The sequence below is a fragment of the Rhodococcus sp. OK611 genome, assembly GCF_003050885.1.
Classification (GTDB): domain Bacteria; phylum Actinomycetota; class Actinomycetes; order Mycobacteriales; family Mycobacteriaceae; genus Rhodococcus_G; species Rhodococcus_G oryzae.
The window spans coordinates 174,565-198,341 of record NZ_QAOZ01000009.1 but is presented as its reverse complement, the minus strand read 5'-3'; the positions used below and the strand labels follow the sequence as shown (position 1 = coordinate 198,341).

The 23,777-nt window shown below is 69.8% G+C and carries 23 protein-coding genes; 6 read left to right on the top strand and 17 right to left on the bottom strand.

The window, feature by feature from the left end; translation table 11 throughout:
- Positions 1–2: 2 nt before the first annotated feature.
- The 4 genes from purL to C8K38_RS13395 form a co-directional block, all read right to left on the bottom strand.
- Positions 3–2,276 carry a phosphoribosylformylglycinamidine synthase subunit PurL gene (purL, locus tag C8K38_RS13410; RefSeq protein WP_097211951.1) on the bottom strand — a complete coding sequence of 758 codons (2,274 nt, stop codon included), beginning with the start codon at positions 2,274–2,276 and terminating at the stop codon, positions 3–5.
- Positions 2,277–2,416: 140 nt separating this feature from the next.
- Entirely contained in the window at positions 2,417–3,739 is a 1,323-nt protein-coding gene (locus C8K38_RS13405) for a DUF4185 domain-containing protein (RefSeq protein ID WP_097211950.1), read from the bottom strand.
- Positions 3,740–3,873: 134 nt separating this feature from the next.
- On the bottom strand, positions 3,874–5,160 hold the full coding sequence (locus C8K38_RS13400) for a M18 family aminopeptidase (RefSeq protein ID WP_097211949.1): 1,287 nt from the start codon (positions 5,158–5,160) through the stop codon (positions 3,874–3,876).
- Between the two features lie 30 nt (positions 5,161–5,190).
- Entirely contained in the window at positions 5,191–5,541 is a 351-nt protein-coding gene (locus tag C8K38_RS13395) for a VOC family protein (protein WP_097211948.1), read from the bottom strand.
- A 120-nt stretch (positions 5,542–5,661) separates the two neighbouring features.
- On the opposite strand from C8K38_RS13395, the gene C8K38_RS13390 reads away from it, so the two are divergent.
- Positions 5,662–6,624: a Dyp-type peroxidase gene (locus C8K38_RS13390; protein ID WP_097211947.1), complete on the top strand. Its 963-nt coding sequence runs from the start codon at positions 5,662–5,664 to the stop codon at positions 6,622–6,624.
- Between the two features lie 22 nt (positions 6,625–6,646).
- Here C8K38_RS13390 and C8K38_RS13385 read toward each other — a convergent pair whose 3' ends face one another.
- The 5 genes from C8K38_RS13385 to purS all read right to left on the bottom strand — a co-directional run bounded on the left by C8K38_RS13385 (position 6,647) and on the right by purS (position 10,354).
- Positions 6,647–7,126, bottom strand: a complete 480-nt coding sequence (locus C8K38_RS13385) for a carboxymuconolactone decarboxylase family protein (RefSeq protein WP_077042822.1) — start codon at positions 7,124–7,126, stop codon at positions 6,647–6,649.
- Between the two features lie 17 nt (positions 7,127–7,143).
- Entirely contained in the window at positions 7,144–8,217 is a 1,074-nt protein-coding gene (locus C8K38_RS13380) for an NAD(P)H-dependent amine dehydrogenase family protein (protein ID WP_097212001.1), read from the bottom strand.
- A gap of 50 nt (positions 8,218–8,267) precedes the next feature.
- On the bottom strand, positions 8,268–9,341 hold the full coding sequence (locus tag C8K38_RS13375) for a dihydrodipicolinate reductase (protein WP_097211946.1): 1,074 nt from the start codon (positions 9,339–9,341) through the stop codon (positions 8,268–8,270).
- A 72-nt stretch (positions 9,342–9,413) separates the two neighbouring features.
- Complete coding sequence (gene purQ / locus C8K38_RS13370; protein WP_097211945.1) at positions 9,414–10,115, bottom strand: phosphoribosylformylglycinamidine synthase subunit PurQ; 702 nt, start codon at positions 10,113–10,115, stop codon at positions 9,414–9,416.
- A 2-nt stretch (positions 10,116–10,117) separates the two neighbouring features.
- Positions 10,118–10,354: a phosphoribosylformylglycinamidine synthase subunit PurS gene (purS, locus tag C8K38_RS13365; protein ID WP_027503415.1), complete on the bottom strand. Its 237-nt coding sequence runs from the start codon at positions 10,352–10,354 to the stop codon at positions 10,118–10,120.
- Between the two features lie 83 nt (positions 10,355–10,437).
- Here purS and C8K38_RS13360 point away from each other — a divergent pair, with 83 nt between their 5' ends.
- Positions 10,438–11,085 (top strand): MBL fold metallo-hydrolase, encoded by a 648-nt coding sequence (locus C8K38_RS13360; RefSeq protein ID WP_097211944.1) that lies wholly within the window; start codon positions 10,438–10,440, stop codon positions 11,083–11,085.
- Positions 11,086–11,174: 89 nt separating this feature from the next.
- The gene (locus C8K38_RS13355; RefSeq protein WP_097211943.1) at positions 11,175–12,797 is read left to right on the top strand and encodes a long-chain fatty acid--CoA ligase; all 1,623 of its coding nucleotides are present in this window, start codon (positions 11,175–11,177) and stop codon (positions 12,795–12,797) included.
- A gap of 47 nt (positions 12,798–12,844) precedes the next feature.
- Here C8K38_RS13355 and C8K38_RS13350 read toward each other — a convergent pair whose 3' ends face one another.
- The 4 genes from C8K38_RS13350 to C8K38_RS13335 all read right to left on the bottom strand — a co-directional run bounded on the left by C8K38_RS13350 (position 12,845) and on the right by C8K38_RS13335 (position 16,741).
- Complete coding sequence (locus C8K38_RS13350) at positions 12,845–14,995, bottom strand: phosphocholine-specific phospholipase C (RefSeq protein ID WP_097211942.1); 2,151 nt, start codon at positions 14,993–14,995, stop codon at positions 12,845–12,847.
- 94 nt (positions 14,996–15,089) lie between these two features.
- Entirely contained in the window at positions 15,090–15,794 is a 705-nt protein-coding gene (locus C8K38_RS13345) for a DUF2334 domain-containing protein (protein WP_097211941.1), read from the bottom strand.
- 81 nt (positions 15,795–15,875) lie between these two features.
- Positions 15,876–16,376 (bottom strand): cupin domain-containing protein, encoded by a 501-nt coding sequence (locus C8K38_RS13340; RefSeq protein WP_097211940.1) that lies wholly within the window; start codon positions 16,374–16,376, stop codon positions 15,876–15,878.
- Positions 16,373–16,741 carry a DUF4267 domain-containing protein gene (locus tag C8K38_RS13335; protein WP_097211939.1) on the bottom strand — a complete coding sequence of 123 codons (369 nt, stop codon included), beginning with the start codon at positions 16,739–16,741 and terminating at the stop codon, positions 16,373–16,375. Before C8K38_RS13335 ends, C8K38_RS13340 begins: the two co-directional genes overlap by 4 nt.
- 80 nt (positions 16,742–16,821) lie before the next feature.
- Between C8K38_RS13335 and C8K38_RS13330 the strand changes: the two genes are divergently transcribed.
- Positions 16,822–17,388: a TetR/AcrR family transcriptional regulator gene (locus C8K38_RS13330; RefSeq protein WP_097211938.1), complete on the top strand. Its 567-nt coding sequence runs from the start codon at positions 16,822–16,824 to the stop codon at positions 17,386–17,388.
- A gap of 54 nt (positions 17,389–17,442) precedes the next feature.
- On the opposite strand, the gene C8K38_RS13325 is transcribed toward C8K38_RS13330, so the two are convergent.
- Both C8K38_RS13325 and C8K38_RS13320 read right to left on the bottom strand, forming a co-directional pair.
- Positions 17,443–17,934, bottom strand: a complete 492-nt coding sequence (locus C8K38_RS13325; protein ID WP_027503422.1) for a glutathione peroxidase — start codon at positions 17,932–17,934, stop codon at positions 17,443–17,445.
- Positions 17,931–19,352: a cation:dicarboxylate symporter family transporter gene (locus C8K38_RS13320; RefSeq protein ID WP_097211937.1), complete on the bottom strand. Its 1,422-nt coding sequence runs from the start codon at positions 19,350–19,352 to the stop codon at positions 17,931–17,933. Before C8K38_RS13320 ends, C8K38_RS13325 begins: the two co-directional genes overlap by 4 nt.
- Positions 19,353–19,475: 123 nt before the next feature.
- On the opposite strand from C8K38_RS13320, the gene C8K38_RS13315 reads away from it, so the two are divergent.
- Both C8K38_RS13315 and C8K38_RS13310 read left to right on the top strand, forming a co-directional pair.
- A complete protein-coding gene (locus C8K38_RS13315) occupies positions 19,476–21,044 on the top strand; it encodes a sensor histidine kinase (protein ID WP_097211936.1) in 1,569 nt (522 codons plus the stop codon).
- Positions 21,041–21,730, top strand: coding sequence for a response regulator (locus tag C8K38_RS13310; RefSeq protein ID WP_097211935.1), 690 nt, complete (start codon positions 21,041–21,043; stop codon positions 21,728–21,730). The genes C8K38_RS13315 and C8K38_RS13310 overlap by 4 nt, the downstream gene beginning before the upstream one ends.
- A gap of 4 nt (positions 21,731–21,734) precedes the next feature.
- Here the strand turns inward: C8K38_RS13310 and C8K38_RS13305 are convergent, their stop codons facing one another.
- Both C8K38_RS13305 and C8K38_RS13300 read right to left on the bottom strand, forming a co-directional pair.
- Positions 21,735–22,700 (bottom strand): NAD-dependent epimerase/dehydratase family protein, encoded by a 966-nt coding sequence (locus C8K38_RS13305; RefSeq protein WP_097211934.1) that lies wholly within the window; start codon positions 22,698–22,700, stop codon positions 21,735–21,737.
- Entirely contained in the window at positions 22,697–23,764 is a 1,068-nt protein-coding gene (locus C8K38_RS13300) for an NAD(P)H-dependent amine dehydrogenase family protein (RefSeq protein WP_097211933.1), read from the bottom strand. Before C8K38_RS13300 ends, C8K38_RS13305 begins: the two co-directional genes overlap by 4 nt.
- Positions 23,765–23,777 lie beyond the last annotated feature (13 nt).

Here is a 23,777-nt window from a genome sequence, read left to right as displayed (position 1 = left end):
ACTCAGCCGAAGAGTTCGGGGAGCGTCGCCTCCGACAGTTCGCGCAGCTCGGCCATGCTCACCGAGAACTGGCCCTGGACCTCGATCGAGTCCGAGCCCTCGTCGACGACACCGATGCGCACCCACGGCAGGCCGCGAGCGGTGCACATGCCGGTGAACCGGGTCTCCTCGGTGCGCGGCACCGCGACAAGGACTCGGCCTGCCGACTCGGAGAACAGCGTGACGAACGGGTCCGCGCCCTCGGGGAGCAGGATCCGGCAGCCGGTCTCGCCTGCCAGCGCGGCCTCGACGACCGCCTGGGCCAGGCCGCCCTCGGACAGGTCGTGCGCAGCGCTGACCAGCCCGTCCCGCGAGCCGGCCAGCAGGATGTCGGCGAGCAGCTGCTCGCGCGCCAGGTCGACCTTCGGCGGCACGCCACCGAGGTGATCGTGCTCGACCTGGGCCCAGATCGAGCCATCAAGCTCATCGCGAGTCTCCCCCAGCAGGATCAGGGTCTCGCCCGGCTCCAGGCCGAGTCCGGTGGGGATGCGGCGGTGCACGTCGTCGATCACACCGAGGACGGCGACCACCGGGGTCGGCAGGATGGCCGTCGAGCCGGTCTGGTTGTAGAAGCTGACGTTGCCGCCGGTGACCGGGATGCCGAGGGTGGCGCAGCCGTCGGCGAGGCCGCGCACGGCCTGCTGGAACTGCCACATCACGCCCGGGTCCTCCGGCGATCCGAAGTTGAGGCAGTTGCTGACGGCCTTCGGGGTCGCACCGGTGACCGCGACGTTCCGGAACGCCTCGGCCAGCGCGAGCTGGGCACCGGCGTACGGGTCCAATGCGGTGTAGCGGCCGGAGGCGTCGGTGGCCAGCGCGATACCGCGGCCGGTCTTCTCGTCGATCCGGATGACGCCCGCGTCGGCCTGCTCGGCGAGCACGGTGTTGCCGCGCACGTAGCGGTCGTACTGCTCGGTGATCCACTTGCGGCTGCACAGCTGAGGCGAGGCCACCATGTTCAGCAGCGTCGTCTTCAGCTCCTCCGGCGTGGTCGGACGCGCGAGGGAGGTGGTGGTGTCCGCGACGAGCGCGTCCTGGGTGGCGGGACGCTGCACGGGACGCTCGTAGACCGGGCCCTCGTGCGCGACGGTGCGCGGCGGCACGTCCACCACGTTCTCGCCGTGCCAGTCGATGGTGAGCCGGTCTCCGTCGGTGACCTCACCGATGACGGTGGCGAGCACGTCCCACTTGCGGCAGACCTCCATGAACGCGTCCACGTTCTCGGGGGTGACCACGGCGCACATCCGCTCCTGCGACTCGCTGGAGAGGATCTCCGCCGCGGTCATGCCGGTCGCGCGGGTCGGCACCTTGTCCAGGTCGATGTGCATGCCGCCGTCGCCCGCGGCCGCGAGCTCGGAGGTGGCACAGGACAGCCCGGCGCCGCCGAGGTCCTGGATGCCGACGACCAGCTTCGCCTTGTACAGGTCGAGACAGCACTCGATGAGCACCTTCTCGGTGAACGGGTCGCCGACCTGCACGGCGGGCAGCTTCTTGGGGCGACCGCCGGACGACTCGTCGAAGGTCTCCGAGGCGAGCACGGACACGCCGCCGATGCCGTCGAGGCCGGTGCGCGCGCCGAACAGGATGATCTTGTTGCCCGCGCCGGAGGCGAACGCCAGGTGCAGGTCCTCGACCCGCATCGCGCCCGCGCACAGCGCGTTCACCAGGGGGTTGCCCGCGTAGGAGGCGTCGAAGACGGTCTCGCCGCCGACGTTCGGCAGGCCGAGGGAGTTGCCGTAGCCGCCGACGCCGCGCACGACGCCGTCGACGACCCGGCGGGTGTCGGGCGCGTCCGCCGCGCCGAAGCGGAGCTGATCCATGACCGCGATCGGGCGGGCGCCCATCGCCATGATGTCGCGGACGATGCCGCCGACGCCGGTCGCCGCGCCCTGGTAGGGCTCGATGTAGGAGGGGTGGTTGTGCGACTCCACCTTGAAGGTGACCGCCCAGCCGTCGCCGATGTCGACGACGCCCGCGTTCTCACCGATGCCCGCGAGCATCGAGGAGCGCATCTCGTCGGTGGTGGTCTCGCCGAAGTACTTCAGGTGCACCTTGGAGGACTTGTAGGAGCAGTGCTCGCTCCACATCACCGAGTACATCGCGAGCTCGGCATCGGTCGGGCGCCGACCGAGGATCTCCTTGATCCGGGTGTACTCGTCTTCCTTGAGTCCCAGTTCCTTGAAGGGCTGGGCGACATCCGGGGTCGCTGCGGCCTTGGTGACGGTGTCGACCTGCACGGTGCTCGTCTCTGAAGACACGGGGAGTCGGGTCCCTTCCCTGGAGGAGTCAAATCGGCCGCGGCTGGCGCCACGCTGCCTGGGCAAAGTCTAACCGCCAGGACAGCGTGCCCCCGCACTGGTAGCGGCCACCCGCGCCGTCACTGCTCGTCGGGGTACTCCACCCGCAGCAGCCGCGCGTCTCCTGTGGTCGCCGGGTCGGGACGGTCGGCCTGATCCGTGGCCCTCATCTGCAGACCGTTCAGGTCGGTGCGCATGTAGATGACGTTGTAGCGGTCCCAGGTGGTGGCCACGAACTCCAGGTGCTGGCCTGTGGCCCACGGATGCATGAAGCCGCCGTAGAGCGCGGGCACCAGCACCCCGCTGAGAATGGTCTGCTTGCCGCTCCACGGGCCCTCGAGCCGGTCGGCCTGCCGGATCACGAGCGAGTTGGTCTCGTCGGTGTACATCGCCACCCACTTGTTCAGGTAGTCGTTCCACTGCACCGCGAGCTCGCTGACCGGCGAGCCGATCACCGGTGTCGCCTGCGCGAGGTCGGCGACCCAGGCGCTGCCGTTCCAGTACGTGTAGGCGTTCAGGTCGCGGATCTGAGCGGCGGGGACGCGGGCGAGCAGCGCGGTGCCCTGCCGGCCGGACTCGGTGCCGTACTCGTAGACGAAGCCGTCCTTACCGTCGACGAAGGCGCTCTGCTGGAACTTCGAATTGGCCGGGTTCACCGCGGGGATGCCCGGGATACCGATGCCCTCGGTGTTGGCGCGGACGGTCGCCGGGTCCGCGGTCCAGTTCTCCCCGTTGTCGGTCGAGTACGCGATGGCCGAGTAGTTGGTGGTCCAGTTGCCGGGGGTGTCCCAGGACCGCACCGACATGAACCGGACGTACTGCACCCCGTTCACCGCGATGCCCGCGGTGGGAATGGTCGTGTACTCGCCGGGGATGGCGAAGCCGGGGATGATCTCCTTGGAATTGTTCGGGCCGGCCAGCGGCGAGCTGTCGATCCGCATGCCGTCGGACAGCACAGTGTCGGAACTGCGGAACAGGACGTTGCTCCGCCAGTCGTCGCCGTCGGCCTCGCAGTCGCCGACGGTGTCACCGAACGCCATCATCACGTCGTGGCGGCCGAGCGCGTTTCCGTTGTCCCACATGATGCCCAGGTCGGTGCCCGAGACGTTGAAGCGCGAGATGGTGTTGTTCGGGCTGCCCGGACCCGTGACCATCTCGATCGCCTTGGTCTTGCCGGTCAACTGCGGGACGCCGCCGTCCGGCGGGCCGGTGAGCCACGGCAGCGCCCCGGCAAGCGATCCGGTACTGCTACCGCTGCTCCCGCCGCTCGAACTGCCCGATCCGCCCTGACCGCAGGGGCCGCCCTCGGCCGCCGCGGCCGGCGAAACCGCCGACGCCGCAAGGGCAACCGCGACCACCGTCGCAGACAGGGCGGACGACCACGACCGACTCAGTGCGTGCACGAAGATGTTCCTCTCGGAGCTGGGCAGGGCGCGCGAAAATGTGCGCGGCCCAGCCAACCACGAGAAAATTGTCACTGAGGTGCCTGCTGGGGCAATTGTTACTAAACGTCAACAAACACCTTCGTCGACCGGTCCTACTCCGCGGGCGTCAGGAAGGCCGCCAGCGACTCGGCGTACGCGGTCACGTCGGCCGCGCCCATCAGCTCCCGCGCCGAGTGCATCGCGAGCTGTGCAGCTCCCACGTCGACGGTGGACAGCCCGGTCCGCGACGCGGTGATCGGTCCGATGGTGGAACCACACGGCAGGTCCGCGCGGTGCACATAGCGCTGCAGCGGCACGCCCGCCTGATCGCAGGCGAGGGCGAAGGCGCCCGCCCCTGCCGCATCGGTGGCGTAGCGCAGGTTCTGGTTGACCTTGAGCACCGGACCGCCGTTGATCTCGATCCGGTGCGCGGGCTCGTGCCGGTCCGGGTAGTTCGGGTGGGTGGCGTGCGCCATGTCCCCGGACGCGCACACCGAGCCGGCCATCGCGCGCAGGAAGTCCTCCCGGCCGCCGCCGCGCGCCAGCACGATCCGCTCGAGCACCGAGTTCAGCAGGTCGGAGAAGGCACCACGGTCGGACATGCTGCCGACCTCCTCGTGGTCGAACAGTGCCAGCACCGGAATCGCCTCGGCCGGGTTCTCCACCGCGGCGAGCAGCGCCCGGCTGCCCGCGTAGCAGGTGCCCTGGTTGTCCAGGCGCGGCGCGCTGACCAGCTCGCCGTGCAGCCCGACCACCGCGCTCGGCGCGAGGTCGTGGGTCATCAGTTCCCAGCCGAGCACCGCGCCCGGATCGACGCCGGCCTCCTCGGCCAGGAAGCCGAGGAACCGCCGCGGCGAGGAGCCGACACCCCAGATCGCATTCACGTGCCGCTGCGGGTCGAGCTGCACCCCCTTGCGGTCCTCAGACAGGTGGATGGCCAGCTGCGGCACCCGCAGGATCGGCCGGTCCACTCGGATCAACTTCTCCTGCAGCGTGTTTCCGTCGCGAATGCTCAGCCTGCCGGAGATGCCCAGATCTCGGTCCAGCCAGGAGTTCAGCCACGCGCCGCCGTACGGCTCGAGGCCGACCAGCTGCCAGCCGGCGGAATCGAGGTCGGGGTGCTGCTTGACCCGCAGGTTCGGGCTGTCGGTGTGGCCGCCGACGATCCGGAACGGCGCCGCCTCCCGCCCGCTGGCCTCGGTGCTCCATGCGACCAGCGAGCCGCCGCGCACCAGGAAGTATCGACCGGGAGCCGACGGCCAGCCCTGGGTCTCCCGCAGCCGCACGAAGCCCGCGACGGTCAGCTCGCCCGCGACCGTTTCACAGACGTGGAACGGTGACGGCGACGCGTCGACGAAGGAGCAGAGCCCGGTTGCGGTGGCGTCGGTGAGCTGCGGCATGAGTCGATCCTAGTGACCGGGTCGACCCCGTCAGTGGCTGCCCGACACGCAGAACCTGTTCCCGTCCGGGTCGGTGAGGGTGACCCACCGGAAGCCGTCCATGTCGTGCCGCTCGTACTCCTGCGCACCGGCAGCGGTCAGCTCGGCCACCTCCGCGTCGAGGTCCTCCGCGATCATGTCGAGGTGCACCCGGTTCTTGCCCGGCGTGGGGTCCGGCACCTTCTGGAAGGCCAGCTTGTGCGCGGCGCCCGGCACCTCGACCATGTAGAACCAGCCGTCGTTCTCCTGCTCGATCCGGCCACCGACCCGCTCGGCCCACCACGCGGCGAGCGGACCCGGTTCGGCACTGTCGAAGGTGATCATGCCCAGTGTCAGTGTCATGCCCGAACGCTACCGCCGGGCACCGACATTCGGCGCGAACTCGTTCGCGGGGACCGCCGCCGAGGTCGACTACCGTTGGCGCACAGGATGAGCCACACCCGACGCAGACCGGAGCCCACGATGACCGAATCGCCTCGCCCGCCACGGGCTCCCGAGTCCCAGACGGTGACCAGCCCCCTCTCCCCTGCGGCCATCTTCCTCGTCGCGACCGTAGACGCCGGGGGCGAGGCGCTCACTCGCTCGCTGCTCGCGGACGCCGCTGGCCTCCGCCGGGCGGTCGGGCTGCGGGTGCCGGGCTCGGGTCTGGAACTGATCGTCAGCATCGGCTCGGACGCCTGGGACCGACTGTTCGCCGGGCCGCGACCCGCGCAGTTGCACCCGTTCCCGGCGTTGCGCGGCGGGAAGCACCAGGCCCCGTCCACTCCGGGCGACCTGCTCTTCCACATCCGGGCGATGAGCCTCGACGCCTGTTTCGAGCTCGCACACCAGATCGCCAAGCGGCTCGCGGGCGCGGCCACCGTGGTCGACGAGGTGCACGGCTTCCAGTACTTCGAGAACCGCGACCTGATCGGCTTCGTGGACGGCACCGAGAACCCGTCTGGGCGAGGCGCCGTCGCGGCGGTCACCGTTGGCGACGAGGACCCGGCCTTCGCGGGCGGCTCCTACGTGCACGTGCAGAAGTACCTGCACGACATGTCGACGTGGGAGGCGCTGCCGGTTCCCGAGCAGGAGAAGGTGATCGGGCGCACCAAGCTCGAGGACATCGAGATGAGCGCCGACGTCAAGCCGGCGAACTCACACGTCGCACTGAACGCCATCAAGGACGAGCAGGGCGAGTCGCTGGAGATCCTGCGCGCGAACATGCCGTTCGGCCGCGTCGGCGACGGCGAGATGGGCACGTACTTCATCGGCTACTGCCGCACGCCCGCGATCACCGAACGGATGCTCGCGAACATGTTCCTCGGCGATCCGCCCGGCAATTACGACCGGCTGCTCGACTTCTCGGTCCCGGTCACCGGATCCGCGTTCTTCACCCCGAGCGCCGACTTCTTCGACGCCCTGCCCGGGGCGCCGACCGACTGATCGGCCGCGCCCCGGCGGGTCCTCAGTGGCCCGGCAGCACGCAGACGCTGTCGAGTCCGAGCACGTGATTGAGCCTGCCGAACGCCAGCCAGGAGCCGATGCTCATCGAGAGCTCGACGACCTCGGCCTGGGTGTAGTGCTCGAACATCCGGGTCCAGAACTCGTCGTCCAGCCCGTGGTGGTCGAGCGCGTACCGCTCCGCGTACTCCGCCGCCAGCCGGGTGCGATCGTCGAAAACGTCGGTGGTGCGCCAGTTCTCGACCGCATCGTCGAAACCGGCCTCCACCTTCTTGCCGTCCCGTTCGGTGCGCCAGTCCTGGCAGAAGATGCAGCCGTTGATCTGCGCGATCCGCAGCCGGGCGGCCTCGAACGCACGCAGGTCGATGGTCGAGTGTTCGTACACGGACAGCGAGAACTTCGAGGCCGCGATCCCGATGCCGGGGACCATCTCGCCCCACACGTACCCGATCGGGTCCTTGTCTTCGGGAATGTCGATGAGCATGGCTCGTCCTTTCGTGACTACCGTTTTCCGAGTTTGCCGACTGCGGGGCGCAGCGGGACGTCGAGCGCGTCGTAGATTCCGGGTTCCGCCGCCACCAGCCAGTCGATGGCGCTCACCAACCGCCCGACCGCGGTGGCGTTTCCGCCCGCGGACCGGCTGCCGTCCTCGTCGGTGCACTCGACCGACACCTCGATGCGCGGGCGGCCCTCGATGATCACCCGGTGGGCGCCGTCGCCGTCCGGCGGCATCGGCCAGTCGGTGGCGCACGTCGGGTGGATCCGGGTGACGTGTTCGATGACGATCCGGGGCTCACCGTCGACGATGCCCTGCACCTCGAACCGCACCGCGCCCTGGGTGCCCGCCTCGAACTCGCCCATCGTCTTGGTGGTGACGGTCGCGTCGAGCGCGCGCCGGTCGAGGGTCTCGCGGATCTCGTCGAGCTCGACGCCAAGCGCCCGCGCCATCATCCGGATCTGCCCGCCCCACACCATGGTCGGGATCGTCGGCGCGATCATCGGCGGCAGGTAGTCCATCGGCTGACCCATGCCCACCAGGTAGCGCACCGAATCGGGCTGGTCGTAGGTGGAGTAGTCGAAGATCTCCTGGCAACGGATCACGTCGACGGTGCTGCCCAGTCCGCTGAGCAGCAGCGGCAGCACATCGTTGCCCCAGCCGGGGTCGACGCCCGAGGCGAACAGCGAGCCGCCGCCCTCCGCGATGGCGGCCAGCACCGGGTCCCGCAGTTCGGGCGGTGCGTTGGTCGGGTCGTAGAGCGGGTACAGCGCCGGACTGACGACGACCGCGCCCGCGCGGATCGCCCGGCAGATGTCCGCGAGCGCGTCGTCGGGCCGGATGTCGCCGGAGGCCGCGTACACCACCGCGCCCGGGCTGGCGGCCAGCACCGCCTCGATGTCGTCGGTCGCCGCGACCCCCAGCTCGGAGCCGAGCCCGGACAGATCCCCCGCGTCGCGGCCGACCTTGTCCGGGTTGTTCACGATCACGTTCGCGAGCTTGAGCGCCGGGTGCGCATCGACGGCCCTGATGGCCGCCCGGCCGACATTTCCGGTACCCCACACCACCGTTGAGATCATGGCCGGGACGCTACCCAACTGGAACACGTTCTCGTGGGCGTTCGGCCGACTCAGGCTGGGGCGTCCGCCAACACCGGTGCGCGCGCCGGGCACAGCGGGACGTCGAGCGCGTCGTAGAGGCCAGGGGCCTGGCCGGCGAGCCAGTCGATGGCGCCGACCAGCCGACCCACCGACATCGCCTCGTCGCCGCCTGCGGGGGCGGCGCTCACCGCGATCATCGCGATCTGCGCGTCGCCCTCGACGATCACCCGATGCGCGGCGGACTGCCCGTTCGGCGGGCTCGGCCAGTCCGGCGCGCAGGTCGGGTCGATACGGTTGACGTGCTCGATCACGATGCGCGGCTCCCCGCCGACGATGCCCTGCACCTGCAAGCGCAGCGCGCCCTGCCCACCGGCGTCGAACTTGCCCATCGCGTCGGTCTCGATCGAGGCCTCGAGCGGCCGCCGTTCGAGGGTCTCGCGGATCTCGTCGAGTTCGACACCGAGCGCCCGGGCCATCAACCTCACCTGACCGCCCCACACCGTCGTCGGCATCCTGGGCGCGATCATCGGCGCCAGGTAGTCCAGCGGCTCGCCCATGCCCGCGAGGAAGCGCACCGAGTCGGGTTGGTCGAACCCGGAATAGTCCACGATCTCCTGGCAGTGGATCCGGTCGACACCCGCGCCGAGCCCGCCGAGCAGCAGCGGCACCATCTCGTTCGTCCAGTCGGCGTCCACACAGGTCACAAAGAGCGAGCCGGTGCCCTCCGCGATCGCGGCGCGGATCTCCTCGCGCAGCTCGTGCCGATCGTCGCGATGGTCGTACAGCGGGTAGATCGACGGGGTCACCACGATCGCGCCGACCCGGAGCGCCGCGCAGATGTCGGCGACCACCTCGGCCGAGCGGATGTCACCGGAGGCCGCGTACACCACCGCACGCGGGCCGGTCGCCAGGACGGCCGCGACGTCGTCGGTCGATTGCAGCCCGAGCACCCGGCCGAGGCCGCCCAGGTCGCCCGCGTCCCGCCCGGACCTGCCGGGGTCGTGCACGAGCACGGCCGCCAGTTCCAGACCAGGGTGCGCGTCGACCGCGCGAATCGCCGCGCGCCCGAAGTTCCCTGTCCCCCACACGATCGTCGAGATCATGGCCGGACGGTAGCAAAAAGGCGGACCGGATGACCGGTCCGCCCTTTGTGCGGGATTCGCCTCGAGCTCTGCTCAGGCGGTGAGGACCGCGTCCAGCGCCGAGTAGAACATGCCGAGGCCGTCGTCGCTGGGTCCGGTCAGCGACTCGGTCGCGTGCTCGGGATGCGGCATCAGGCCGACGACCCGGCCGTTCGCCGAGGCGATACCCGCGATCGCGCGCTGCGAGCCGTTCGGGTTGTCGCCCGAGTAGCGGAACACCACGCGGCCCTCGCCCTCGAGCTCGTCGAGGACCTTCTCCGAGGCCTGGTACCGGCCCTCTCCCGACTTGAGCGGGATGAGGATCTCGGCGCCCGACTCGTACCTCGAGGACCACGCGGTCGAGGTGGACTCCACCTTCAGCCACTGGTCCCGGCAGATGAAGTGCAGGCCCTCGTTGCGGGTCAGGGCGCCAGGGAGCAGCCCCGCCTCGCACAGCACCTGGAAGCCGTTGCAGATGCCGAGCACCGGCATGCCGCCTGCCGCGGCCTTGATGACCTCTTCCATCACCGGCGCGAACCGGGCGATGGCGCCACAGCGCAGGTAGTCGCCGTAGGAGAAGCCGCCGGGCACGATGACCCCGTCGACGCCCTTGAGATCGGCATCGCCGTGCCAGAGGCTGACTGCCTCGCCGCCTGCCAGGTTCACCGCGCGGGCAGCGTCGACGTCGTCGAGGGTGCCGGGGAAAGTGATGACTCCGATGCGGGCGCCCGAGCCACTCCGCGTCGCTTCGCTCATGTTCACTGGACTCGGGTGACCTTCCAGTCCTCGATCACCGTGTTGCACAGCAGCGACTCGGCGATCTTCTCCAGCTCGGCGTCGTCGACACTGTCGTCGACCTCGAGCTCGAAACGCTTGCCCTGGCGAACATCCGAAACTCCGGTGAACCCGAGTCGGGGCAGGGCGCCGACAACTGCCTGCCCTTGGGGATCGAGAATCTCGGCCTTGGGCATGACATCGACAACGACACGGGCCACGTGCTGCTCCTCGCTAGGTGCTCCGGTGCGCCCGGGAATGATCCGCCGGGCAACAGGCAGTTTACCGGCGCATACTCGAACCCATGCGACTGACCCACTTCGGCCACTCCTGCGTGCTCGCCGAGATCGACGGGGCAACCGTCCTGTTCGATCCCGGCAACTTCTCGCACGGCTTCGAGGGCATCACCGGCCTGGACGCCATCCTCATCACCCACCAGCATCCCGACCACGCCGACCCGGCGCGGCTGCCCGCCCTGGTCGAGGCGAACCCGGGCGCGGCGCTGTACGCGGATCCGCAGACGGCTGCGCAGCTCGGCGGCCGGTGGACGGCTGTGCACGCGGGCGACACGTTCGCCATCCGCGACGTCCAGGTCACCGGGGTCGGCGGGCGGCACGCGGTGATCCACCCGGAGATCCCGGTGATCGACAACACCGGCTACCTCCTCGGCGATCCGGCCGCGCCCGCGCGGCTGCTGCACCCGGGCGATTCCCTGTTCGTGCCCGAGCAGCCGATCGATGTGCTGGCCATCCCGGCCGTCGCGCCGTGGATGAAGATCTCGGAGACCGTCGACTACCTGCGGGCCGTCGCGCCGCGGGTCGCGGTGCCGATCCACCAGGGCATCATCAACGACCCCGCGACCGGCATCTACTACGGCCGGCTCCGCGAGATGGGGCCGGCCGGAACCGAGTTCCTGGTGCTCCCGGCCGAGTCCGTCACCGAGGTGAGCTGACCGCTGCGGCGGCAATGGGGTGGACGAGCGCCCGCGCGGCGAGGTGACTACGGTCACAGTCATCAGTCGCCGTCACACAGGAGCCACCCATGCTGAGCACGATGCAAGACGCCCCGCTGTCGATCGCCCAACTGCTACGGCACGGGAGCACGGTGCACGGTGCGGCGGAGGTGGTGACGTGGACCGAGTCGGGGCCCCGCCGGACCTCCTACGCCGAGGTGGGCAGGCGGTGCGCGGCGCTGGCGCACGCCCTGCGCGGCCTCGGTGTCACCGGGGACCAGCGGGTGGCGACGTTCATGTGGAACAACTCCGAGCACCTCGAGGCGTACCTGGCGGTGCCGTCGATGGGCGCGGTCCTGCACACGCTGAACATCCGACTGTTCCCGGAGCAGCTGGTGCACGTGGCCAACCACGCCGAAGACCACGTGATCATCGTCGACCCGTCCCTCATCCCGCTGCTGGCGCCGCAGCTGCCACAGCTGACCACCGTCAAGCACGTGATCGTCACCGGCTCCTCCACCGCCGGGCTCGAGGCCCCCGAGGGGGTGCAGGTCCACACCTATGAGGGCCTGATCGAGGGCCAGCCGGGCGAGTTCGACTGGCCTGAGGTCGACGAGCGCAGCGCCGCGGCGATGTGTTACACCTCCGGCACCACCGGTGACCCGAAAGGTGTTGTCTACTCGCACCGTTCGATCTACCTGCATTCGATGCAGGTGTGCATGTCCGACGGCCCGAACCTCGCCCAGGGCGACCGCGCGCTGGCGGTGGTACCGCAGTTCCACGCCATGTCCTGGGGCCTGCCGTACGCCGCGTTCATGATCGGCGCCTCGCTGATCATGCCGGACCGGTTCCTGCAGCCCGCCCCGCTCGCCGAGCTGATCGCGGCCGAGAAGCCCACCCTCGCCGCCGCGGTGCCCACCATCTGGCAGGGCCTGCACCTGCACCTCGAGCACCACCCGCAGGACATCTCCTCGATGCGGGAGGTGCTGATCGGCGGATCCGCGGTCCCGCCCGCCCTGATGCACACCTTCGAGGACGAGCACAGCGTCTCGGTGCTGCACGCCTGGGGCATGACCGAGACCTCCCCGCTGGGATCGGTTGCCCGTCCGCCCGCGGGCACCACCGGCGACGAGATGTGGAAGTACCGCTACACCCAGGGCCGGTTCCCCGCCTCCGTGCAGGCCCGACTCATCGGCGACGACGGCACCGTCCTCCCCTGCGACGGCACCTCCGTCGGCGAGCTCGAGGTCCGCGGGCCCTGGATCACCGCGTCCTACTACGGGGTCGACGCGGCGGACAAGTTCGACGACGGCTGGCTCAAGACCGGCGACGTCGGATCGATCACGCCCGACGGCTACCTCAGCCTCTCGGACCGCTCGAAGGACATCATCAAGTCCGGCGGCGAGTGGATCTCCTCGGTCGACCTGGAGAACGCCGTGATGGGACACCCGTCCGTCGCCGAGGCCGCCGTCATCGGCGTGCCCGACGAGAAGTGGGACGAACGCCCCCTGGTTGCGGTGGTGCTGCGCGAGGGCACCACGACGACCGTCGAGGAGCTGCAGCAGTTCCTCGACGGCAAGGTCGCCAAGTGGCAGGTGCCGGAGAACTGGACGCTGATCGACGCGGTCCCGAAGACCAGCGTCGGCAAGTTCGACAAGAAGCGCCTGCGCGCCGACTATCACGAGGGTGGGCTGAAGGTCACCCGACTCTGATCGTGCGAACGGGGCGCGACCCATCGGGTCGCGCCCCGTTCGCCGATTCAGACTGCTTGGCTGACGCCGGCCCGGCCGTTCTCGATGTGTCCGACGAGCGTGCGCCTGAAGTCCGGGTCCTCGTCGACGGTCACGGTCGCCTGATACCAGCCGTCCACCGACTGCACCCTCATCGATTCCCTGCCGCCTGCCGCGAGTCGACGGCGCTGGCCGTCGATCACGACGGTCAGCCCACGCTCCCCAGGGTTCTTCACCGTCAGGTCGAGCGCTCCCGCCGCCGCGTCGACCCTGGTTGACAGTTCGAGCGCGGCCGCCGCGCCATCGGTCGAGCCGGCGAACTCCCTCCTGAAACCGTTGGGGCCCAACAGGGTCAGGCTGTAGCGCGGACCGGGGAGGGCGACGGTGTCCTCGATCTCGCCGCGGACGTCGTAGTGCCGCGGCGCGCCGAACTCGCCCGCATAGGGGTACAGGGCCAGGTGCGCCGAGGCGGCACCGGAGTTCACCAGGTGCACCGTCACCGAACGAGCCCCGGGGTCCGCGGTCGCGTAGGCGTCGGGCTGGTACGGCAGCGCCCGGGCGGGCCGGGTACCGCCCTCCTGCACCGGCATTCGCTGCAGGGCCGGCGGCGTCGGCGTCCACCGCGGCTCCAGCGGCGGGGTGGGCCGCGGCTGCGCGACGTTCGGCCGACTGCGCGGATTGGTGAAGTCGAAGGCCGAGGTCAGGTCGCCGCTCACCGTGCGCCGCCACGGGTCGATCTCCGGTTGGGTGATCCCGAACCGCTTCTCCAGGAACTGGTTCACCGACGTGTGGTCGAACACCTGCGAACACACGAACCCGCCCACGGTCCAGGGCGAGATGATCGTCATCGGCACCCGCGGTCCGAGACCGAGCGGCTGACCGGCCACCCACTCCGAGTCGACCGAGAGCGGCGGACGCGGCGGCGGCACGTGGTCGAAGTAACCGTCGTTCTCGTCGAAGTTGACGATCACGGCCGTCTTCGCCCACAGATCCGGGTCGGAGGCGATGGCGTCGAGCACCTGGTACAGCAGCGTCGCGCTCGCCGCAGGCGACGATCCGGACGGGTGCTCCGAATCCACCTCGGGCGGAACCAGGTAGCTGACCTGCGGCAGCTTGCCCGACTCGACGTCCTTGCGGAACTCGGCGGCGAGCGTGCCCGGCCGCGACCGGTACAGCCCGCGGTCGTAGAGCTGACGGTCGGCGGGGGAAAGCCCGTTCACCGCGACCTCGAGCGCCCCCAGCGCCACGTCCTGGGCGGCGGGTGGCAACTCGGGCAGCGCGAGATAGAAGCCGGCCAGCGTCTGCAGCTCGTACGGGACCAGGCCGGGGTTCCCCAGCAGGTGGGACCCCACCTTCTTGAAGGTGGCGAAGTACTCGAGGTTGTTGTCGCCGAAGTTGTCCCACTCCTGGTACGTCTTCCAGGAGATGCCTGCGGCCTGAAGCCGCTCCGGGACGGTGGTCCACCCGTACCCGGCATGCCAGGGGTCGTAGGCGGCGTTGGTGACGGCGCGCCCCTCGGGACCCGGCTCCGACGACCCGGCCGGCCCCGCCGACCCGGTCAACCCGGCCGCCCCGGCCGGGAGCAGGCCTGCGGGTTCGAATCCGGTGTACCCGGACACCCAGTAGTTGCGGTTGGGGCTGGTCGACGTCGGCACCGAGCAGTGGTAGGCGTCGCAGATCGTGAACGCGTCCGCGAGCTCGTAGTGGAACGGGATGTCCTGGCGGTCGTAGTAGGCCATCGTCGTGCCCGTCTTCGCCGCGATCCAGCCGTCGTGCCAGCCGTCGGCGAGGGCCTGGTGTCCGCCCTCCCAGCTGTGGTCGAGCCCGGTGACGTTCTGGGTGTCCATCCGCTGGGCGGCGGCGGAGTCCCTGATCGGGAACGGCAGCACCGGACCGTTCGGGCCCGGCTGCTCGAATACGGAGGCCCCGGTCCGCAACCGCAACGAGTTGGGGTCACCGAATCCGCGTACCCCGCGCAGCATTCCGTAGTAGTGATCGAACGACCGGTTCTCCTGCATGATCAGGACGACGTGCTCGACCGACTCGAGTCCTCCCGGGCGGACCGGCGTAGCCAGCGCACGCTGCAGCGACGGCGGCAGCATCGAGGTGGCGGCGACAGCTGCGGCCGCGCCGGCACCGGCAGTGAGAAACCTCCGCCGGGAGAGAGAATTCCGGGTCACGCGACCTCCACTGTCCGATCGATCCGTACGTCAAACGAATCGGACTGTAGACCAAACGTCCAGTTGACGTGGCAGGTCTCGAGATAATGTCGACTCAGGCCACCCGCGATCCGGAACCCTTGGCCTGCCAGCGATATCCGGTCGGCTGCGCGCCGTGGTGCAGCGACAGGTCGACGGCGTCGAGGAGGGCCTGCCGCGGCCCGGACCGCCCGAGTTGCTTGGCGGAGATCGCGAGGCGCACCACCCCGCCGCGACGGGCGGTGCGGCCCGCGCCCAGCACCAGCGCCCGGCACCACCATGGCTCCGCCCGGAAACCCTCGCCGACACCGAGAACCCGGGCCCGCACCACCGTGCCGCGCTCGAGATCGTGGATGCCCGCGGCCCCGGCGAGCAGCCGGAACCCGGTGCGGGGCAGCGCGGCCACCGCGCCGGGCGAGGCCAGCCAGCGGGGCGCGGCGAACGCGCGCGTGCGCAGCCCGGTCTCCTCCATCACCCGGTCCGCGGCCAGCAGCCGCAGCGCGGCCTCGTGCTCGGGCAGGGCCGCGAACTCGGCGCGGCGCTTCTTGGTGGCGGCCTGGTCGTATCCGTGCAGCACGATGGCGTCGCCGCCCGCCTGCCGCCGCCGCAGCCAGTCCTGGGTGCCCTCGTCGCGGACCAGCCGGTACTTGTCCTTCAGGCGCGGGGCGACGAGCAGCGAGAGCTGAACCCCGCGCCCGTCCATCTCCCTGGCGAAGTCGGCGGCGAGGTCCCTGGTCTCGGCCCGGATCCCCGAGAGCGACACGATCAGCTGTCCGGCCATGCGCCCAGGGTCGCACCCGAAGATGTACGGCCGCTGACGCCGACGTGAGCATTCGGCGAGAAGCAGCGCCCTCGGCCGGACCTACGGGCGGGTGCGCGACCCGTTGCGGTCCCGCCACCACTGCGGCGCATCGACGAAGTGGTTGTCGTACTCCTCCTGGGCGGGCGCGAGCTCCTCCACCGACGCCTCCCCCGCCTGGATCCTCGCGAGCAGCCGGAAGTACTCGAACCGCTGCACCCCGGGGGTCAGCACGATCAGCACCCGGGCCGCGGAGTCCGGCGTCGCACCGAACGCATGTGGCATGAGCTTGGGCACCACGAGGGAGCCACCCGCCGCCACGGTCACGATCTCGTCGCCTGCCATGACGCGCAGCTCGCCGTCGAGGACATAGAACAGCTCCGACGACCTGGTGTGGAAATGTGGCGCGGCGCCGTCCGCCCCGACCCCGAGGTGGACCTCGAGCGAGCTGAGCGCACCCGCCGTGTCCGAGGCGTCGTACAGCAGATGCATCGAGGCCCTGTCGTTCCCCACCACCTCGGCCCGGTCCGCCCGTGCCGAGGCCGCCCACTCCTCGCCGGTCATGCGACCAGCAGCCCTGCAGCGGCGATCATCGCGACCGCGGTGGCCCCATGGATTCCGAACGCGGCCTTGCGCGGACCACCGTTGGTCAACACGATCCACATGTCGCCGAGGGGAACGAAGGCGAGCAGCAGCATCAGGAGCGCGAGCTGGTCGCGCGCGGCGAAGGTGAAGACGATCACCAGCAGGCCCGAGGCGATGTCGCGGATGCCCTTGACCTGCCACCAGCCGCGGGCATCCGGCGCCGGGCTGGTGGGCAGACCGAAGCCGGCCGCGTTCTTCGCGTTCTTCCCCATATAGGCCACACCGATGGCGATGATCCCGAGCGCACCGATCCAGCTGATGACGAGTCCGATCCAGTTCAACATGGCCGAGCCTTTCGTTTGTAGTATTTCTACCAACGTTAGCTTACCGATGAACGCTTGTCTATCAGTGATAGAGTTTTGGCATGGGAGTTCGAGAACGCAAGGAGAGGGAGCGGCAGGATCGCGCGCACAGGATCGTCGAATGCGCTCGGACCATCGCCGAGAAGGAGGGCTGGCCCGCCGTGACCACGCGGCGCCTGGCCGATGAGATCGAGTACAGCCCTCCGGTGCTGTACGGGCACTTCCCGGAGGGCAGGGACGGCATCGTCAGCGCGGTCGCGCTGGTCGGATTCGCGGATTTCACCACGGCCATGCGGCGGGCACTGGAGGGCGCCGACGAGGCGGGACGGCTGACGGCGTTCATCCGCGCCTACCTGGACTTCGCGGCGGACAATCCCGCGACCTACGAGGCCATGTTCTCGATGCGGCTGGGGGTGCGGTTCGCACACGAATCGACCCCGCCGGAACTACGGGCGGGGTTCGAGACGCTGGTGTCGGCGATCGGAGGCGGTTCGACCGGCGACGCCGGGACCAGGGCCGAGGTCTTCTGGAGCGCGCTGCACGGAATGTGCGTGCTCACGCGCGGGCAGCGGCTCGCGCCGGACAACGAGGCCGCGCGCGTCGAGCGGCTCGCCGCACTGTTCGGGTGAACGCGAGAAGGCGGTCACGCACCAGGTGCGTGACCGCCTTCGTCGGCTGCGTCGCTACTTCGGCAGCACGGCCTCGATGGCCGCGACGACCTCGGGCGCATCCGGCACGGTCGTCGGGCGGAAGCGGTTCGCCACGGTGCCGTCGGGCGCGAGCAGGAACTTCTCGAAGTTCCACTGCACGTCGCCTGCCGCGCCCTCGGCGTCGGCGGCCTTGGTGACCTCGGCGTACAGCGGGTGCCTGCCCTCGCCGTTGACCTCGATCTTCTCCAGCAGCGGGAACGAGACGCCGTAGGTCGTCGAGCAGAAGGTCTCGATCTCCTCGGCGGTGCCGGGCTCCTGCCCCATGAACTGGTTGCAGGGCACGCCGACCACGGTGAGGCCGCGGTCCGCGTAGTCCTTGGCCAGCTGCTCGAGCGCCGTGTACTGCGGCGTGAGCCCGCACTTGGAGGCGACATTGACCAACAGGATCGCGTTTCCGTCGTAGGCACCGAGCGAGGTCGGGGACCCGCCGAGGGTGTTGATCTCGATGTTCAGGGGGTTCGTCATGAGGCCAACGGTACGGGAACTCGTGCGGCGCCGACCTTCTCGCTGCCATCGTGCGGGACGGCGATCGGACCGTCCTCGGGCAGGTGGTCGTCCACCATTGTCGTCTCGTCGAACGGCAGCTTCCCGTCCAGCACGGTCCGCACCCTCGACGCGTCGATGGTGCGCGTCCAGGTCCCGATCAGCAGGGTCGCCACCGCATTGCCGGAGAAGTTGGTGACCGCGCGGGCCTCGGACATGAACCGGTCGATGCCGACGATCAGCCCGACGCCGTCCAGCAGTTCCGGTCGATGGCTCTGCAGCCCACCGGCGAGGGTCGCCAGGCCTGCTCCGCTGACGCCCGCCGCGCCCTTCGAGGCGATGATCATGAACACCAGCAGGGAGAGCTGTTCGGGGAGCGCGAGCGGCTGCCCCATCGCGTCGGCGATGAAGATCGAGGCCATCGTCAGGTAGATGGCGGTGCCGTCGAGGTTGAAGGAGTACCCGGTCGGCACCACGATGCCGACGGTGGTGCGCTGCACCCCGACGTGCTCCATCTTGGCGATCAGCCGCGGCAGCGCCGACTCGGAGGAGGAGGTCGCGAAGATCAGCAGGTATTCCCGGGCCAGGTAGCGGACCAGCTTGAAGATCGAGAACCCGGACACCGCCCGCAGCATCAGGCCGAGCACACCGAAGACGAAGATCGCGCAGGTGATGTAGAAGCCGACCATCAGCGTGCCCAGCTGCACGACGGCGCCGAGACCGGTCTGGCCGACCACATTCGCGATGGCCCCGAAGGCGCCGATGGGCGCCAGCCACAGGATCATCGCCAGGATCCGGAACACCAGTTTCTGGACGTAGCCGATCCCGCGCAGGATCGGTTCGCCCTGCTTGCCCATGGACTGCAGCCCGAACCCGACGAGCAGCGCCACGAACAGCGTCTGCAGCACGCTGCCGACCGTGAGGGAGGACAGCAGCGACGTCGGGATGATCCCGGCGATGAAGTCCATGGTGCCGCCCGCGCCGTGCGCCTTCTCGGCGAGGTCCGCGCCGGCCGAGGAGGTCGCGGCGCTCAGGTGCAGCCCGCTGCCGGGGTCGAGCAGGTTGCCGACGAGCAGCCCGATACCGAGCGCGACCGTGGACATCCCGAGGAAGTAGGCCAGTGCCAGCCCACCGACCTTGCCGACGCTGGCCGCCGCCTTCACCGAGCCGATGCCCAGCACGATCGTGCAGAAGATGACCGGGCTGATCATCATCTTGATCAGGCTGATGAACAGGGTGCCGAGCACCCCGAGGGACTTGCCCAATTCCGGTGCGAGCCAGCCGACGAGCACACCGGCGACGACGGCGACGATCACTCCCAGGTACAGCCAATGGGTCCGGTCACGCTTGCCCGCGGTCGGCGGTGGTGGCGTATCGTCCCGCTTCGAATCGATGGTCATGACTGGTCCTCTTGACTGCCTCTCAAGGAAGTGAGCTGCATCACTTCGCCTCATGAAGAATGGTGTAGCGCGCCGCGACGGCAGTCACGGTTGCGTGCATTTCGTTCACGAGAGGACGGACGAATGATCAGGTCCCGACGGCGCGCGAGCCTCGCCGGCCAGGTATTGGTGCTGCAACTGCTGGTGCTGGCCGTGGTCGTGCTGACCGGCAGCGTGGTGACGATTCTCGACGAGCGGCGCGACGCCGACGCGGCCACCGAGCGCGAGGTGACGGCGGTCGCCGAATCGATCGCCTGGACCGATTCGACGGCGGCGGGCCTGCTCTCCCCCGACCCCAGCGCGGCGCTGCAGCCACAGACCGAGCGGATCCGACTGGCCACAGGCATCGACTTCATCGTCGTGATGGCGCCGGACCGAACCCGGTACACCCACACCAATCCCGCAATGATCGGGCAGGAGTACAGCGGCCACATCGACCGCGCGCTGGCAGGCGAGACCTTCACCGAGACCTACACCGGATCGCTCGGCCCGTCGATACGCGCGGTCACGCCGGTGTACGCCGACGGCCACATCGTCGGCCTCGTGGCGGCGGGTGTCACCAGGGAGAAGATCATCGACCAGTTCCTGCACGGACTGCCGCTGCTGCTCGGGGTGACGGCCGTCGCGCTCGTCGTGGCGGCCCTCGGCTCGGTCCTGCTCAGCAGGCGACTGCGCCGCCAGACGCTCGGCCTCGCCCCGGCCGAGCTGCGCACCCTCTACGAACACCACGACGCGGTGCTGCACTCGATCGGCGAGGGGCTGCTCGTCTTCGACGCGGGTTCGGACGTCGCCGAGGTGGTCAACGACGAGGCGCGACGCCTGCTGACGCTGCCCGACGGCCCGGTCACCCGCGCGCAGCTGCCGGAGTCGCTGCGAATCATGGGGCCGGGCCCGGTGAAGGACGAGGTCCACCTGACCGGGGACCGCGTGCTCGTGGTGAACCAGGATCCGGTGTCCTTCGAGGGCCGGGTGATCGGCACGGTGACCACCCTGCGCGACCACACCGAATTGCAGAGCATCACCGGGGAACTCGATTCCGTGCGACTGTTCACCGAGTCGCTCCGCTCCCAGGCGCACGAGTCGGCGAACCGGCTGCACACCGTCGTCACCATGGTCGAGCTCGGCCGCACCGAGGAGGCCGTCGCGTTCGCCACGGCCGAGCTCGCGCTGTCGCAGCAGCTCATCGACCGGTTGACCACGGCCATCGCGGAACCGGCCCTTGCGGCCCTGCTGTTGGGCAAGGTGAACCAGGCCGCCGAGCGGGGTGTGGACCTCACGGTCACCGATGACACCGCGCTGCCTGCCACCGGTCCCCTCACCGCCCGCGAATTGGTCACGCTCGTGGGCAATCTCGTCGACAACGCCATCGACGCGGCGGGCGCGAGCGCCGAGGACGAACGGCCATGGGTTGAGGTCACGATGCGCTCCGACGGCCCCGAGCTCAGCATCCGGGTCGCGGACAGCGGACCAGGGATGTCACCCGAGGCACTGGAGCGGGCCACCGCGCGGGGATACTCGACCAAGTCCGATCAACGCGGGCTCGGCCTTGCGCTGGTGATGCAGGTGATCACCAGGCACGGCGGCACCATCAACGCCGAGATGACCTACGGTTCGGTGGTCCTCGTCCGCATCCCCCTCGGAGACACCGAATGATCCGCGTACTGGTCGTCGAGGACGAGCCCCTCATCGCGGAGGCGCACCGCACCTACGTCGGCCGGGTACCCGGGTTCACCGTGCACTCGGTGGTGCACACCGGCAGCGCGGCGATCCGGGCGGTCGCCGCGGCGAACGCCACCGACGAGCCGATCGACCTGATCCTGCTCGACCTCGGGCTGCCCGACGGCAGCGGCCTCGACGTCGCCGCCGCGCTCGGCGGGGTGCGGCCCACCCCCGACATCATCGCGATCACCTCGGCCCGCGACCTGTCGATGGTCCGCGCGGCCGTGGCGCAGGGCGTCGTGCTGTACCTGCTCAAACCGTTCACCTTCGCCGCCTTCCGGGACAAGCTCGAGCGGTACCTCGAGTTCCGCCGGGCGCTGCCGACCGGCGAGAAGGCGGTCAGCCAGCGAGACGTGGACCGCGCGATGGCCGTCCTGCGAAGCACCGACGAGCGCTCCTCCGCACCGAAAGGTGTTGCGCCGCAGACCCTGCAGGAGATCTCCTCGGCCGTACGAGCCTCGGAGTCCGGCCTGAACGCATCGCAGGCGGCGGAGGCCGCAGGGGTCTCCCGGGTCACCGCCTGGCGGTATCTCGAGCGGATGGCCGAGGACGGACTGGTGGACCGGCACACGGAGTACGGGCGCGCGGGCAGGCCGCAGGTGCGCTATGTCTGGCGGTGACGCCTCACCGCGGCGCGGCGGTCACCCGTGTGGCGCCAGCGTAGGGACTCATCCGCAGCATGGCCCGCCGCGCGAAAGGCCTGGCGAGCGGCATCAGGTGCCGCCGCCACCCGAGGGTGGCGGCGATGTCCGAGACGATGTCGTCGAAGACGCGACGCTGGTAGCCCAGCAGTCGCTGACTGGCCGCCGTGTCCACCCAGTCGGTGGCATAGACCTTGCCGCTGAACGCGTCGTCCGGCAGCATGTCCAGGCCCATCGCGCCCAGCATCTCGGTCAGGAACTGACGATAGGTGATCTGACAGCCCGCGCCGCCGCCGAGGAACAACACCCGGCCCCACACCGCCGGGGTCTCGAGGGCGTTCGCGACCGCGACCGCGGCGTCGGCGGGGTGCAGCACCTCGATCCGGTTCTCCAGGCCGATCTCGAACATGATCGGGTCCGGCTTGCGGAGCCCCAGGATCGGGACATCCGCGAAGCGCGGGATGAACCAGTCCAGGCCGGACCCCCGCACCATGTCCTCGCCCTCGATCTTGTGCGCCGTGTACGCATCGGTGGCGACCCTCGGGTCGTCCACCCGCCGCGGCGGGTCCCGGTCCAGCGTATGACCGTGCACGTCGAAGGTGGAGGCGAACAACAGCTTCGGCGGACGCGGCTGCGCCAAGCAGGCATCGATGACATTACGGGCGCCGTCCACGTTGATCTGCCTGGCCTGCTCCGGATCGAGCTCGCTCCCGGGTGGGATCATCGCCGCCAGGTGCAGCACCACCTCGACGCCCTCGACGGCCGCCGCGACGACCTCGGCGTCCCGGATGTCGCCCCACACCGTGTCCACCCCCGCGAACCCGCGCGCCCGGCGCCGGTCCTCGGGGGTGTCGAGGGCAAGACATCGCACCCGGTGACCGCGGCCCAGCAACTCGGCGAGCACGTGCGAGCCGATATTGCCGAACGCGCCGGTCAGCAGGAGGTTCATGATCGGATGGTGCCCCTGCCTGCGATCAGCGGCAAGTCGAGCGCCGAGAGCAGGCCGGGCTTGGCGTCACCAAGGAACGGGATCGCATTGATGGCGCGCATCCCGGTTGCCAGGCACCCACCGGTGATCGGGTTGTCATCCTGTTCGCCTCGGAACACGGTCTCCTGGGTGATGTTCGGGCTGCCCTTGATGATCACCCGGTACACGTCGTTGTCCACCGAGGTGGCCCGCGGCCAGTGCGTCGCCGCGTCGTTGGTGATCCGGTTGACGTGCTCGATGACGATCTTCGCCTCGTCGCCCACCCAGCCGCGGATCTCGAATCGCACCGCGGCGCACTGGCCGGGTTCGATGACGCCGAACTTGTACTCGATCGGCTCGGTGGCCGCCCACTTCTCGTAGACCGTGTCGATCCGGTCCAGCTTCACCCCCACCGCATCGGCGATCATCGGGATGGTGTGGCCCCACGCGAAGATCAGCACCTCCGGGATCTCGAGCACAGCGGCCTGCTCGATCGGCGCGCCGATGCCCATGGTGGGGCCGTAGTCGCCCTCGTAGGTGGCGTAATCCAGCAGTTCCTGCACCCGCACGCTGTCGACCCGGCCGCAGACACCCATCAGTGTCATCGGGAAGAGGTCGTTGGCGAACCCGGGGTCGATTCCCGTGGTGAAACAGGACTTTCCGCTCTCCTGGCAGGCCTGCTCGAGCGCGACCTTCATCTCCGGCGGGCACGGCTCGGGGTAGACCAGCGGCGTCATCGAGGTGGACACCACGTGCTTGCCGGAGCGCAGCGCGGCGGTCATGTTGTCGATGTTCTGCACCGCGTACTCCGCGGTCGGACCGTAGTAGGCCACCGCGTCGGCCTCCACTGCGAGGGCGGCCTCGAAATCTGTTGTGGCGGCGAGCCCCACCGGGTCGACACCGATCAGGGTGCCGACATCGACGCCGTCCTTGGCGGGGTCGTGCACGATGACGCCGACCAGCTCGAAGGCCGGGTGATCGATCAGCTCACGGATGACCAGCTTGCCGACGACGCCGGTGCCCCAGACGATGACCTTGTGCTTCATGCCTTGCTGCCTC

Coding starts and splice junctions, on each gene's coding strand:
- C8K38_RS13315 (WP_097211936.1), top strand. CDS start 19,476: ATGATCAGGTCCCGACGGCGCGCGAGCCTCGCCGGCCAGGTATTGGTG.
- C8K38_RS13305 (WP_097211934.1), bottom strand. CDS start 22,700: ATGAACCTCCTGCTGACCGGCGCGTTCGGCAATATCGGCTCGCACGTG.
- C8K38_RS13325 (WP_027503422.1), bottom strand. CDS start 17,934: ATGACGAACCCCCTGAACATCGAGATCAACACCCTCGGCGGGTCCCCG.
- C8K38_RS13380 (WP_097212001.1), bottom strand. CDS start 8,217: ATGATCTCAACGGTGGTGTGGGGTACCGGAAATGTCGGCCGGGCGGCC.
- purQ (WP_097211945.1), bottom strand. CDS start 10,115: ATGAGCGAAGCGACGCGGAGTGGCTCGGGCGCCCGCATCGGAGTCATC.
- C8K38_RS13300 (WP_097211933.1), bottom strand. CDS start 23,764: ATGAAGCACAAGGTCATCGTCTGGGGCACCGGCGTCGTCGGCAAGCTG.
- C8K38_RS13345 (WP_097211941.1), bottom strand. CDS start 15,794: ATGGCCGGACAGCTGATCGTGTCGCTCTCGGGGATCCGGGCCGAGACC.
- C8K38_RS13400 (WP_097211949.1), bottom strand. CDS start 5,160: ATGCCGCAGCTCACCGACGCCACCGCAACCGGGCTCTGCTCCTTCGTC.
- C8K38_RS13330 (WP_097211938.1), top strand. CDS start 16,822: ATGGGAGTTCGAGAACGCAAGGAGAGGGAGCGGCAGGATCGCGCGCAC.
- C8K38_RS13355 (WP_097211943.1), top strand. CDS start 11,175: ATGCTGAGCACGATGCAAGACGCCCCGCTGTCGATCGCCCAACTGCTA.
- C8K38_RS13390 (WP_097211947.1), top strand. CDS start 5,662: ATGACCGAATCGCCTCGCCCGCCACGGGCTCCCGAGTCCCAGACGGTG.
- C8K38_RS13335 (WP_097211939.1), bottom strand. CDS start 16,741: ATGTTGAACTGGATCGGACTCGTCATCAGCTGGATCGGTGCGCTCGGG.
- C8K38_RS13395 (WP_097211948.1), bottom strand. CDS start 5,541: ATGACACTGACACTGGGCATGATCACCTTCGACAGTGCCGAACCGGGT.
- C8K38_RS13340 (WP_097211940.1), bottom strand. CDS start 16,376: ATGACCGGCGAGGAGTGGGCGGCCTCGGCACGGGCGGACCGGGCCGAG.
- C8K38_RS13320 (WP_097211937.1), bottom strand. CDS start 19,352: ATGACCATCGATTCGAAGCGGGACGATACGCCACCACCGCCGACCGCG.
- C8K38_RS13385 (WP_077042822.1), bottom strand. CDS start 7,126: ATGCTCATCGACATTCCCGAAGACAAGGACCCGATCGGGTACGTGTGG.
- C8K38_RS13375 (WP_097211946.1), bottom strand. CDS start 9,341: ATGATCTCGACGATCGTGTGGGGGACAGGGAACTTCGGGCGCGCGGCG.
- C8K38_RS13360 (WP_097211944.1), top strand. CDS start 10,438: ATGCGACTGACCCACTTCGGCCACTCCTGCGTGCTCGCCGAGATCGAC.
- C8K38_RS13310 (WP_097211935.1), top strand. CDS start 21,041: ATGATCCGCGTACTGGTCGTCGAGGACGAGCCCCTCATCGCGGAGGCG.